The organism is Serratia sp. 3ACOL1, from assembly GCF_003668775.1.
Lineage (GTDB): Bacteria > Pseudomonadota > Gammaproteobacteria > Enterobacterales > Enterobacteriaceae > Chania > Chania fonticola.
This window is the reverse complement of the sequence record NZ_CP033055.1, coordinates 4,377,031-4,389,629: the sequence shown is the minus strand read 5'-3', so window position 1 is coordinate 4,389,629 and position 12,599 is coordinate 4,377,031. Positions and strand designations below refer to the sequence as shown.

Annotated in this window: 10 protein-coding genes; all 10 read right to left on the bottom strand. The window is 55.7% G+C overall.

What is annotated here, in order from left to right; genetic code table 11:
* Positions 1 to 52 precede the first annotated feature (52 nt).
* On the bottom strand, positions 53 to 1,000 hold the full coding sequence (locus tag D9980_RS19805) for a sugar kinase (protein WP_370454276.1): 948 nt from the start codon (positions 998 to 1,000) through the stop codon (positions 53 to 55).
* The gene (locus tag D9980_RS19800) at positions 997 to 1,755 is read right to left on the bottom strand and encodes a sugar phosphate isomerase/epimerase (RefSeq protein ID WP_121608231.1); all 759 of its coding nucleotides are present in this window, start codon (positions 1,753 to 1,755) and stop codon (positions 997 to 999) included. Before D9980_RS19800 ends, D9980_RS19805 begins: the two co-directional genes overlap by 4 nt.
* 156 nt (positions 1,756 to 1,911) lie before the next feature.
* Positions 1,912 to 2,946 (bottom strand): LacI family DNA-binding transcriptional regulator, encoded by a 1,035-nt coding sequence (locus D9980_RS19795; RefSeq protein ID WP_121608230.1) that lies wholly within the window; start codon positions 2,944 to 2,946, stop codon positions 1,912 to 1,914.
* A gap of 70 nt (positions 2,947 to 3,016) precedes the next feature.
* Positions 3,017 to 4,288, bottom strand: a complete 1,272-nt coding sequence (locus D9980_RS19790) for an MFS transporter (protein ID WP_121608229.1) — start codon at positions 4,286 to 4,288, stop codon at positions 3,017 to 3,019.
* Between the two features lie 82 nt (positions 4,289 to 4,370).
* A complete protein-coding gene (locus D9980_RS19785; RefSeq protein WP_121608228.1) occupies positions 4,371 to 6,497 on the bottom strand; it encodes an alpha-galactosidase in 2,127 nt (708 codons plus the stop codon).
* 129 nt (positions 6,498 to 6,626) lie between these two features.
* Positions 6,627 to 7,634 carry a substrate-binding domain-containing protein gene (locus D9980_RS19780; RefSeq protein ID WP_121608227.1) on the bottom strand — a complete coding sequence of 336 codons (1,008 nt, stop codon included), beginning with the start codon at positions 7,632 to 7,634 and terminating at the stop codon, positions 6,627 to 6,629.
* 115 nt (positions 7,635 to 7,749) lie between these two features.
* Positions 7,750 to 8,412, bottom strand: a complete 663-nt coding sequence (locus tag D9980_RS19775; RefSeq protein WP_121608226.1) for an OmpA family lipoprotein — start codon at positions 8,410 to 8,412, stop codon at positions 7,750 to 7,752.
* Positions 8,413 to 8,691: 279 nt separating this feature from the next.
* Complete coding sequence (locus D9980_RS19770) at positions 8,692 to 10,131, bottom strand: 6-phospho-beta-glucosidase (protein ID WP_121608225.1); 1,440 nt, start codon at positions 10,129 to 10,131, stop codon at positions 8,692 to 8,694.
* 23 nt (positions 10,132 to 10,154) lie between these two features.
* Positions 10,155 to 11,663: a PTS transporter subunit EIIC gene (locus D9980_RS19765; protein ID WP_024483291.1), complete on the bottom strand. Its 1,509-nt coding sequence runs from the start codon at positions 11,661 to 11,663 to the stop codon at positions 10,155 to 10,157.
* Positions 11,664 to 11,839: 176 nt separating this feature from the next.
* The gene (locus tag D9980_RS19760) at positions 11,840 to 12,571 is read right to left on the bottom strand and encodes a MurR/RpiR family transcriptional regulator (protein ID WP_059199249.1); all 732 of its coding nucleotides are present in this window, start codon (positions 12,569 to 12,571) and stop codon (positions 11,840 to 11,842) included.
* Positions 12,572 to 12,599: the final 28 nt, after the last annotated feature.

The window sequence follows — 12,599 nt, the reverse complement described above, 5'->3', positions numbered from 1 at the left end:
CCGGCGTGCCTCGGTTGTAGGGACAGAGGTGGACGCTCATTGGAGCAAATGATTATTCCGCCAGTGCGGCGCGGGTTGGCAGCCCTTCGCTGTCGCCGATGGCCTGGATGGCCAGCGAACCGATCTTGTTGCCGCGTTGTACCGCCTGGAGCAGCGTTTTGCCTTCCAGCAGGGCGCTCAGCGTCCCTACCGCGAAACCGTCTCCGGCACCGACGGTATCTACCACGTTGGTGACTTTGACCGCGGGTACCGCAGCCTGGTCGCCTGCGGCGGTTTTAAACCAGGCACCCTCTGGCCCTGTTTTGATGATCACGGCCTGTACGCCGCGCTCCAGATAGAAATCGGCGATGCCTTCTGCGGTGGATTGCCCGGTCAGGATCTGGCCCTCTTTTAACCCTGGCAGCACCCAGTCGGCCGCGCAGGCCAGTTTGTTGAGCTGTTCGATCATCAGCTCCCGGCTAGACCACAGCACTGGGCGCAGGTTGGGGTCGAATGAGATGGTTTTGCCTTGGGCGCGCATCTCTGCAGCGGCGAAATGGCACAGCTCCAGCGACTCGGCAGACAGGGCGGCGGCTACCCCGCTCAGGTGCAGGTGGCGGGCCCCGGCGAAATAGTCGCGATCAAAGTCGGCGGTGGAAAGATGGCTGGCGGCGGAGCCTTTGCGGAAATACTCCACACTGGGATCGGTTCCATCGGTATTTTTAGATTTCAGCTGAAAACCGGTTGGATAGCGGCCATCAACGGTGACCCGCTGGGCATTAACTCCTTCTTTCGCCAACTGTTGCAGGGTAAAGCGGCCAAACGAGTCGTTACCTATCCGGCTGACCCAGCCGACGTTCAGACCCAGGCGGGCCAGCCCGATCGCCACGTTCAGTTCGGCACCGGCGATGCGTTTGGTAAAGCTTTCAACCTCGGCCAGATCGCCAGCTTGCGCTGCGACAAACATCGCCATGGCTTCACCCAGCGTGACGACATCTAAAGAATTTTGCGTGCTCATCATGCCTGCTCCCCGCGTAACATATCCACGTAATGGCGGGTTACCGCCTCCAGATCGCTGCCCTGTAGTGGGAACTCAATGCCGCGTGGCACGTCCTGCGGCAAGCGGGCCAGCACTTCACGCCAGCTACCGTCGGTGTCATCCAGGGCGATGGCGCGCCAGCCGCGTGGGCCAAGGGTTGCGGCTTTAACATGAATATAGCCGACGTGTGCGGCCAGCAGATTGGCGGCGGCCAGGGCGTCTTGCCCCACCCAATGCCAGTTGGCCATGTCGAACGTCATGCCGACCGGCAACTGGCTCGCTTCCACCGCATGGAAAAAGGCGTTCATCAATGACAGGATGCCGCAGTCTGGCGTTTGATCGTTCTCGACCACCAGTTGGGTTGCGGATTGCCCCAGCGCGATTTTTAACTCGGTAAAATCAAAGCCAGGCTGGTAGTGGCCTAAGGCCAGCTTGAGACGGCTGGCTTGCAGGATCTTCGCCTCCGCCAAAAAGGCGGGTAGATTTGGGTTCAGGGTATGCTGTGGCGTAAACAGTGACTCAGGAGCGGAATAGACGGCGGCCAGTTGGTGTTGCTGAAGGGCTTTTGCCAGGGTGGGTAAAGCGTCCAGTTCCTGTGGGGAAAGCAGTTCACGGCGGATTTCCACGCCGTCTGCGCCTGCTTGGGCGATCAGGGGTAACAACGCCGCCTGGCCACCTAGCTGCTGTACCTTGTCGTTGCCGTAGGCGCTGGTTACTACAATAATCTGTTGCTTCATCTTTTGGCTCCTGAGGTGAACTATCACCACCGCTACTGTTGTTGCAACGGTAAATGGAACCGGTTCCATTGAAAAGCAGCAGCATGCAGAACTATGATCGCAATCACGGAGTTGGCTGAAAAATAGTCGCTTGAGGACTGATGGTTCGAGTATGGCCTAACGCTGGGTGGAGCCACGAACGATCAGCTCACCGGAGAATAGCTGCTCGCTAACGGGGGCATCGAGGCCCTGGATACGCTGCACCAGCAGCTCCAACGCGGCATGTCCTATCTGGTAGGTGGGCTGTTTCAGGGTAGTGATCCCCACTCCGGCCAGTTCGGCCCAATCCAGTTCGTCAAACCCCAGCAGGCCAATATCGTTGCCCCACTGCATGCCCAGGTGGCGCATAGCGCGCGCAACTTGCAGCGTTAAGGCACCGTTGGCCGAGATCACCGCTTTACGCATGCCGCGATGGCGGGTGTTGAAGGTCTGTAATACCGTTGCCAGCTTTTCGGCGTCGTTGAGCGGAGTTTCGGCCTGCTCGGCGGATAAATCGGGATGTTTGGCCATGGTCTGGCGAAAAGCGTGCAGACGCTCAAGCCGGGTATTCACGGTGCCAATCGGCTCACTGAGGAACAGGATCGCCTCAAACCCCTGTTGTAACAGATGCTCCGTCGCGGTGGCGGTGGCCTCGTGGTTATTCAGGCCCACCACATCGCAGGCGAAATCGGGAATTTTACGGTCAATAAGCACCATCGGCAGCATCGACTGTTGCAGCATGGAGAGCGCGTCTTCACGCATCCCTACGGCGTTCACCACAATCCCTTCCACCCGGTAGCTGCTCAGCAACTGTAGATAGTGTTGTTCCTGATTGATCTCGTTATTGGTGTTACAGACCAGCAGGGTAAAGCCATGCTGGCGGCAGGCGGCTTCGATACCGCGCATCACGTCGACGGAATAGGGATTGGTGATATCGGCGATGATCAGGCCGATCAGCCGCGTTTGTCCGCCCTTCAGGCTTCGAGCCATCTGGCTTGGGCGATAGTCGAGCTGCTGGATCGCGATGTCGATACGTTGCTTGAGGGCGTCGGAGAGCAGGTGCTTTTCACCATTGAGATAGCGCGACACGCTGGTTTTGCCGGTTTGGGCGTGTTTTGCCACATCACTGATGGTGGCGCGCCCTGAGGCACGCGTTGCTTTATCACTGCTCACAGCCAATCTCCCCTGCGGTTCAATGCCAAGGAGACTAACACACCAAGCCTAAAGCCGGGAATGACCCATGTCAGGAGGTGGCCTCCTGCGCTTTGGCCTGCGGCTGGATTTTCTTGTCGGGGCTGCTGAGGGTGAAGACAGAAATCAGCGTGACCCCCAAGGCAAGGCTGCCGAGGATCAGGTAAGTGTCGGCGAACCCCATACGGTCATACAGGCTACCTGCAAAGGCAGAGAGGAAGATGGCGGCCCCCTGTTTGGCAAACTGGAAACCAATCAGATAGATCGTGGCGGAAAGGCGGGTATCAAAGTTGGCGGTGATGTACTTGAAGGAACCGACCAGCAGGAAAGGCACTTCCAGCGCGTGCAGCATTTTCAGCATGATGACTTCCAGTGCCGTTGTGGCAAAGGCGGAGCCAATGATGCGTATGGACATGATGGTACCGGCCAGCAGCAGCGTATTTTTCGCCCCGATGCGGTTAATAATCCACGGCGAGCAGAACATGATCAGCGCATTGGCCAATTCTCCGGCGGTGGTCGCATAACCGAAGACTTCGGTACCGCGCTGGGGCGAGCTGAAGAAGGTTTTGAAGAAGTTGGCAAACTGTTGATCGAACACGTCATAGACGCAGGCGACGCCGACCACATACAGGATGAACATCCACATCTTCGGCATCCTGAACAGCTCTGCCACCATCCTCAGATTGAACTGGCTCTGATTGGCACCCAGCTTGTCCATGACAATGGCGTTAGGATTTTCGCGTGGGTTGGCCAGTATCAGCAGTAGCATCAGTAATACTGCGGCCCCAGATCCCATCCAGAAGACGATATCCGGATTGATATTGAATAACACCCCGGCGGTAGACGCACAGATCCCCCAGCCGAAACAGCCAAACATCCGCGCCTTGCCGTATTCGAAGGCACTTTTGCGGCTGACTCGTTCGATATAAGCCTCAACGGCTCCTGCGCCTCCTGAAAAAGCAAATCCGATATAGGCCCCGCCCACCATGGCTCCGAGCAAGACGTTCATTTTCAACAACGGTGCAAAGACGTAGAGGAAGAAGGGGGCAAAGAAAAACAGCAACAGGGTAATCACCCAAAGCAGATGTTTTTTCAGCCCGAGCTTATCGGAAATAATGCCAAAAATGGGTTGGAATAGAATGGCAAACAGAGACAGGCAGGAAAATACCAGGCCAGTTTCGGTTTTATTCAGCCCGATAACCTCAGACAGCCAGATCGGCAGAAACGGAAAGCAGGTGGCCATAATGAAAAAGTAGAGGAAAAAGAAAGCGCCAAATATCCAGAAGTTACGGTTATTTTTATAGGTACAGACGGTGGCGTTCATGGTGATTGTCCTTCCACGACGAGCTTTGGGTGTGCAGCGGCTCGCCGGGGTGAGCGCTGCACCTGCAAATCTATGGGATAGCTCAGAGCTGTTCCAGGCCGATCAGCATGGCGCTTTCCGGATCCAGTACCGGTAACGCCAGGCCAACCTGTGCCAGCCATTCCCCGCTAACGTCGCAGGGCTGTTTCATCCAGGCGGGTAACTGGCGCATGGTATGGCCGCCCTGCTGTTGGTGAATCAGCGGCGGGGTATCCAGCAGGGTGATCCGATAACGTGCATCCGGCCTCAACCCTGGAATGCGCAAATTACCCGGCAACTGGTGATCCGGCATCGCCAACTGGCTGACCAGAATGACTGCTCGCTCCTGTCCTGGGGCAACCACGCCATTAATCTGGGTGCTTGGGTCGTGATGATCGATACGGATAACATCGCCGCTATGTAGCAGTGGCCGGAGAGATTTGTGCAACGCCACATAGCGGACGAAGCCAAGCTGTTCGGCGTCACCTTCTTTGACCGGGTCGAGTTCGATACCCATGTGACCGAACAGCGCCGTCAGGCCGCGAAAACCGATGCTGTGCTGACGTTCGGTGGCGTGACACTGTCGGTTGCCGATGTGTGAGCCCATCACTTCCGGTGGGAAGAAATAGCTCATGCCACGCTGAATGGTTTGACGTTCCAGCGCATCGTTGTTGTCGGAGGCCCAGAAGCGGTGGCAGCGTTGCAGGACCTCATAATCGATACGGCCCCCACCGGAGGCGCAGGATTCAAATTCCACCTGCGGGAAGCGTTCCCTCAAGCTATCCAACAGGCGATAGAATTGCTCGGTCTGGGCTGTCAGCGAGGCGCGGCCAAGGTGTGCGGGTTGCACGATCTCGCGGTTCATGTCCCACTTGATGTAGTCGATATCATGATTGCTCAGTAGCCAGTTCATGCGCTCCAGCAGGTATTCGAAGACCTGTGGGTTGCACAAATCGAGCACGTACTGAAAACGCCCGGTAGGTTGCTGATAGCCCGGTAAACCTAACACCCAGTCGGGGTGAGCCCGGAACAGATCGGAATCTGGATTGATCATCTCTGGCTCCACCCAGATACCGAATTCCATGCCTAGTTGTTTAACATGCTCGATCACCGGAGCCAGCCCGTTCGGGTATTTTTTTTCGTCCAGATACCAGTCGCCAAGTGCCGCGCGATCGTGGTCGCGGCCACGGAACCAACCGTCATCAATGATAAAGCGTTCTACGCCAAGTCCGGCCGACTTGGTGGCCATCTGCATGATGTACTCGGGCTGGTGGTCGAAATAGATGCCCTCCCAGGTATTGAGATGCACGGGACGTGGCTTGTGTTCAGGGAAGTGCAGGATATTCTGGCGGACATAACGGTGAAACTGCTGGCTGAGCGCATTCAGACCCGTGCGAGAGCTGGCAGCATACAGCCAAGGCGTACTTAGACTGGCCCCGCCTTCCAGCTCCTGCTCGCCTGGCAGATACAGGGCCTCTGCCTGCAACAGGCGGCGGCCATCGGTTTTTACATCGGCACGCAGACGATGATTGCCGCTCCAGCCGAGATGGATACCCCAGACCTCCCCCTGTTGTTCGCTGAAGCCACGGCTACCTACCATCATGCCAGGGAAGTATTCATGAGAGCTGCGCCCTCGGCGGTTTTCCTGCAGGTACCCACCATGCTCCAGGGTGACTCGGTGCGGTTGGAACTCGCGGATCCAGCGGCCATGGAACGCCATCACTTCACCAGCACGCTCTGGCAATGGCAGTGTCAACGCCAAGCGGTTAACCCAGTAACGATCAGCATGGTGATTGATCAACGTATGGCGCATCTTTAGCACGCCGCTGGCGCTGTCCAATTGCAGTTCGCTGCGTAGTTGCAACCCAGCCTGTGGGTCTTCTGCCAGGATCAGTAACTGATTGTCCTGATGCGTGATTTCGCTGGTGGTGAACACGGGGGACCAATCGTAGCCGTCGCGATGGCCTTCCACTCCCGGCGAGCCAAACAGACCGCGTCCAGATTCTGCCGCCAGCGTCAGCGGCGTATCGACATCCAGCCTGCCGTTGGGCACCGCCCGGCTCAGCGTCAGGATATCTTCCGGCATAAACCCGCTTAAGTGGGGGCCCCAATAGAGAATTTCGGCAAACGGCTGGCAACGAACAATGACGTCGGTCATGGGGCTGGTTAACCGCACAATGGTGGGTTCCATGTTTTGACTCCTTTACGATCTTTGGCTCAACTCAGTGGCGTCATCATTGATCCGAAACGTTTCGGATTAAAACCTAAACGTTTCGGATCTGTGATCTGGTCGGGCAAAAAACGTCGTTGTTTTAAACGATCAGGAGGTCAGGGGGAGTTCGTCAGGATTGGGTTTTAACACCGGTTGCCACAGTACCTGTAATTTTTGCAACGGTTCACCACGGATCAGGCCAAGGGTCATTTGTGCGATCTGTTGGCCCACTTCCGCGCGGGTGGCTTGGACGATGGCGGCTACAGGCAGGTCGAGCAGGCTTTCCGCTGGTAATCCGTCATACACCACCAGAGAAACCCCACCGGGGCCGAGTTTATCGGCATCACGTAGCGCCATTGCTGCCCCCTCGCCGTGACCGTTGCAGTCGGTAATGATTGCCGTCGGCGGATCGGCCAACGCCAATAACGCTTGAGTTGTCAGATAACCCGCACGACGGCTTGGCGTGATACTGCACAGATAATCATCACGTTGTGGCAGTTGGTGGCTGGCCAATCCATCCAGATAACCTTGGCGGCGCTGGCTGATAAACGATTGCTGGTTATTTTCGCCCAGATAGGCAATTTTCCGGTGGCCGAGCGCCACCAGATAGTCCACGGCCATCTGGCTGCCAGCGCGGTTATCAAAGTCAAACCAGGCGTAATCTTTCACCAGCTGGCTGCGGCCGAGCGCCAGAAAGGGGAAGTTAAGCCGCTGTAACTCCTGTAGACGCGGATCGTTGTCTAGCGTATGGGCGACAATCAACGCATCAACACGTTTGCTGGCAATCAGGCGAGTAAAGGCATGATGGGGCGCATCATCTGCCACCAGCAGCAGGTCGATCTCGTGGCGTACCAACTCATTGCTGATACAACCGATCATTTCCATCAAGGTAGAGTTACTTAACGTATAGTTATTGAAGGGGAAAACCAGCCCAACGGCGTCGATTTTGCCCATTTTCAAACGGCGCGCCAGGGTATTGGGGCGATAACCCAAACGCTCTGCCTCAGCCTCTACCCGTTGGCGCGTATCTTGGGCCACGTCGCCGTAGCCATTCAGGGCGCGACTTACGGTGGTAACGGAGAGATCCAATGCTTTGGCAATCGCTTTCAGGGACATATTTCACTCTACAGAAGGTGTTGGGATGCCGGGCGAGAGTAACACAGGCAGAGGAACCGGCGGGAGAGGTGAGGGCAGGAAATGCGAACTGGCGGGGCCAAAGCCCCGCACGGGATTACTGCAGCGGGCTGAGGGTGATCTCAACGCGGCGGTTTTGCGCCTTGCCTGCGGTGGTGCTGTTGGAGGCAATCGGGTTATCCGGGCCGGCACCGATTGAACGGATGCGGTTGGCGACGACCCCTTGGGTGATCAGCGCGCTGGCCACACCGTCAGCACGTTGCTGAGACAGCGTCATATTATGCGCGCGAGCCCCGGTGTTGTCGGTGTAACCCACCACGTTGACGGCGGTTTTTTCATACTCTTTCAGCACCATCGCTACGCCGGTCAGGGTGTTGGCTCCTGCCGGTTTCAGCGTGCTGCTGTCAGTATCGAAGGTCACGTTGTTTGGCATATTCAGCACGATATTATCGCCCTGACGGGTAACGCTAACGCCGGTGCCTTTCATTTTGTCGCGCAGTTTGGCTTCCTGCACGTCCATGTAGTATCCGGCTCCACCGCCCAATGCGGCACCGGCTGCGGCGCCGATCAGCGCGCCTTTACCACGGTCTTTTTTCGATGACGAGATCATGCCGATACCGGCACCCAGGGCTGCGCCAACGCCAGCGCCAATACCGGACTTGCCGGCTTCTGACTCCCCGGTGTAAGGGTTGGTGGTACAAGCCGATAGCGTCATGGCAACGGCTACCGCACCAGCAATTATCGCAATGCGTTTTTTCATTGTTAGTTCCTTTAAAAGCAGGGATATCTGCGTGCGCTACTCCAAACTGGAGGCGCTAAATCGTCGGCATTCAGCCGCGAGCCCCAAACGGGCCGCGCAACTATGACGTACCTTTTGGCCAGCAGTTCCGATAAAAATCGTGACAAATTATAAACCTGTAAGCCAGGCAGGAAGGTAGCCGCCAAATCGCCGCTTGGGAACCAGAACAAACTGAATTAATGCAAGATTGGTTGATCTTTAGGACAAAGGGGCGAAGAGTTTCGCCCCGATAAGATGCCGTTAGGCTAACGTTTCGCCATTGCTGGCGATCACGCGGCGATACCAGTCGAAGCTCTGTTTCTTCGAGCGGGCAAAGGTGCCGCTGCCGTCGTCGTGCTTATCTACGTAGATAAAACCGTAGCGCTTACTGTATTGCCCGGTGGTGAAGGACACGCAGTCGATACAGCCCCAGGGGGTAAAGCCCATCAGCTCAACGCCGTCCTCGATCACCGCTTTTTTCATCTGCTCGATGTGCGAACGCAGATAGGCGATGCGGTAATCGTCGTGGATCTGGCCATCGGCCTCGGGCTTATCCAGCGCACCGAAGCCGTTCTCGACGATAAACAGCGGCTTCTGGTAGCGTTCATAGAGGATGTTGAGCGTATAGCGCAGCCCCACCGGATCGATCTGCCAGCCCCAGTCGGATGCTTTCACATAAGGATTCGGCACGCTGCCTTCAAAACCGGCCAGCGCCGTGCCCGTGCCGATGGAGTCCGCCTGCACCGCGTTACTCATGTAGTAGCTCAGGCCGATATAGTCTGCACAGCCTTCACGCAGGATCTGCTCATCTTCCGGCTGCATCTGGATATGGTAACCCTTGCGCTCCCATTCATGCAGAATGTAGGACGGGTAATAGCCGCGCATATGCACATCGCCAAACAGGAAGCGTTCACGCATCGCCTCTTGCGCATACATCACATCATCCGGATTACACGAGAACGGATACAGCGGTACCATGGCGATCATGCAGCCAATCTGCAGGGCCGGGTTGATGGCATGCCCCAGTTTGACCACCTGTGCGCTGGCGACAAACTGATGGTGCAGCACCTGGTACATGCACTCTTCCGGGTTCGGTTCCTGGGTGAAAATCACCCCTGAACAGCAGTAGCCGAACAGCGGGGTCTTCCAGTTGCGCTGGTTGTTGATCTCGTTGAAGGTCATCCAGTACTTCACTTTGTGCTGGTAACGGGAGATGACCACTTCGCTAAAGCGCACAAAGAAATCGACCACCTTGCGATTCTTCCAGCCGCCATACTCTTTCACCAGATGCCATGGCATCTCGAAATGGGAAAGGGTGATCACCGGCTCAATGCCGTATTTCAGCAACTCGTCAAACAGGTTGTCGTAGAACTGTAATCCTTCCTCGTTCGGCTCCAGCTCATCCCCTAGCGGGAAGATGCGCGACCAGGCAATTGAGGTGCGGAAGCACTTGAAGCCCATTTCGGCAAACAGCGCGATATCGCCTTGATAACGGTGGTAGAAGTCCACCGCGTCGTGGTTGGCGTAGAGGTAGCCTGGTTCAATGCCGTCGGTGATCACGCGATCGACGCCGTGGGCACCGCTGGACAACACATCGACGATGCTTGGGCCTTTACCGCCCTGATCCCAGCCGCCTTCAACCTGGTGCGCCGCGACTGCGCCGCCCCACAGGAAATCATCCGGTAACTGTTTTTTCATAATATTGCTTCTCTTGGTAGATAAATTTAGGCCATTTCAGGCTTGTTGAGCGGTGCCGTTGGCGCAGGCTGTTCTTCTTTGAAGCCGACGATATAGGTTAGTACCGCACCGAGCACAAATGCCACGCAGATGGACAACAGGAAGCCAAGGAACTGCGGCATATGGCCTTCTTTAAAGAACACCGGCAGCACGGCAATCCCCGGTAGGCAATAGCTCCATGACACCGCGTTGAAGGCTCCGGCAATCGAACCGCCGACCGCACCGGCGACACAGCCGCAAATCATTGGGCGTTTCAGACGCAACGCTACGCCGTAGATGGCGGGTTCCGTGATGCCAAACAGGGCGGTCATGCCCGCAGACAGCGAAACGCGCTTCATCTCCGGGTCTTTGGATTTCAAATAGACGCCCAGCACGGCACCCGCCATGGCAAACACCGGCGAGGCTTGCAGGCCGGTAAAGGTGTCATAACCCAGTGTGGCATAGTTCCCCACGGTGACCGGCGTGATCCCCCAGTGTACGCCCAGCGTGACCAACGGCATCCACAGTGCGCCTACCACCGCTCCGGCAATGGAAGGGCTGAGGTGATACAGCGTGTTATAGACGCCACCGATGGCCCCGCCAATCATGTTACCGATCGGGCCAAAGGCCAGCAGCGTCAGCGGCACCATGATCGCGATACAGAACATCGGCGTGAACAGGTTGCGGATCACCAGCGGCAGGATGCGTTCAAAGAAACGCTGCACATAAGACATGATCCAGACCATCAGGATGATCGGGATCACCGAGGCGGTGTAGCTGAGATACTGCACCGGCATGCCCAGGAAGGTGAGGGGATCGGCATTAATCGGGATACCGGCCACCTCGGCCAGCACCCTGGCAATCTGTGGGTTATTGACGGCTTCCTGCATCAAAGCCTGCATGGCCGGATCGGCAGAGTTCACCAACAGGATTTTATTGGCGGTGAGCATGTTCATATAGTCTGGAGAGACCAGTGCACAGGCCGCGATCACCGCAGTGAACGGATTGACGTTGAATTTTTTCGCGGCGGTGAAGGCTACCATCACCGGCAGGAAGGTGAAGCCGGTCCAGGAAACGAAGTTCAGAATACGATAGGTGCCGCTGGCCGGATCCATCCAGCCCAAGGCAGCAAACAGCGAAATGAGCCCCTGCAACACCCCGCAGGCTGCCAGCGGATACAGGAAGGGGGCGAAGATGCTGGAGATTATGTCCATCAGGCGGCTGACGATGCCGACGTTCGGCGCGCTGACCGCCACGTTCTCATCCATATTGACCAGTTTGAGCACTTCCCGATAGGCATCGCCGACGTGGTTGCCAATCACCACCTGCAATTGCCCACTGGATTCGATAACGGTAATAACGCCTTTGACGCGTTTCAGCGTGTCTTTATCGGCCTGGCTAGTATCTTTTAAAATAAATCGCAAACGTGTGGCGCAATGTGTGACATTAATCACATTATTATCGCCGCCAATCAGGCGTACGATCTCTTTTGCCGAGTCAGCATAATTAATTGCCATCAACGTAACTCCATCTGTGGGGTACAGAAATATCGGGCTTTATTATCGGTCGAAGGTGATTTCTAAATGGATAGTAGCAAACGGCAAGGGAATGTCACGATATAACAAAATTGCAGAATAGTGACTTGTCACATGTAAAAAACAGGGTGTTATTTAGCGTGACTCAGCTAATAAAATTAATGGCCGAGACTTTTAGCCAGCTTTTTCCCTATCGCTTCCAACATATACATCACCGGTACCTGGGTAGTGATATCGTATTCGCTGGCAATGCGGATTTGCGGCATGTGGTAAGAGAGGTTAAAGTCCGCCATGCGCGCCAGCGAAGAGGTTTCGCTATTGGTAATGCTGACGATCTTACAGTTATGCAGGCTAAATTGGCTGGCCAGTTTAAGAATTTCCGGCGTTTCTCCGGAAACAGATAAAATAATGGCTACCGCGTTTTTATACATATCACTGCTGATGGGATAATAAGGGTCATCGATATAATTACTGAATTTACCGACGTTAGAGAAAAAACGAGCGCCGTATTTACCTAATGTGCCGGATGTTCCTGCTCCGACAAAGATGATCCGTTCCGCGTTGGCAATGTGTGCTGCCGCATCCGTAATTAACTGTTCAAACTCTTCATTGTTAATACTCTTGAAGAAACTGACAATTTCACTGACGCCAGAGGTTAGCAGCAGTTTGTCTTCCTGTTCCAGATAGAGTTTAAAGCGAATGCGGAATTCCGAATAGCCGCTGAAATTCATTTTCTTACAAAAGCGTAATACCGTGGTGGTGGAGACCTTGGCACCGTCCGCCAGCTCGCGAATGGTCATATACATAACCTTGTCCTTATTTTTGATGACGTAGTTGTACACCATCAATTCAAGACCGTTGAGCTTGGATAAGGCGATATGGGTAAACATGCTGGATCTCGTTGACAAGGTTGGCTGC

What these genes read in the sequence shown, in the direction of transcription:
- D9980_RS19805 (WP_370454276.1), bottom strand. Translation starts at nt 1,000, where the DNA reads ATGATGAGCACGCAAAATTCTTTAGATGTCGTCACGCTGGGTGAAGCC.
- D9980_RS19800 (WP_121608231.1), bottom strand. Translation starts at nt 1,755, where the DNA reads ATGAAGCAACAGATTATTGTAGTAACCAGCGCCTACGGCAACGACAAG.
- D9980_RS19790 (WP_121608229.1), bottom strand. Translation starts at nt 4,288, where the DNA reads ATGAACGCCACCGTCTGTACCTATAAAAATAACCGTAACTTCTGGATA.
- D9980_RS19785 (WP_121608228.1), bottom strand. Translation starts at nt 6,497, where the DNA reads ATGGAACCCACCATTGTGCGGTTAACCAGCCCCATGACCGACGTCATT.
- D9980_RS19780 (WP_121608227.1), bottom strand. Translation starts at nt 7,634, where the DNA reads ATGTCCCTGAAAGCGATTGCCAAAGCATTGGATCTCTCCGTTACCACC.
- D9980_RS19775 (WP_121608226.1), bottom strand. Translation starts at nt 8,412, where the DNA reads ATGAAAAAACGCATTGCGATAATTGCTGGTGCGGTAGCCGTTGCCATG.
- D9980_RS19765 (WP_024483291.1), bottom strand. Translation starts at nt 11,663, where the DNA reads ATGGCAATTAATTATGCTGACTCGGCAAAAGAGATCGTACGCCTGATT.
- D9980_RS19760 (WP_059199249.1), bottom strand. Translation starts at nt 12,571, where the DNA reads ATGTTTACCCATATCGCCTTATCCAAGCTCAACGGTCTTGAATTGATG.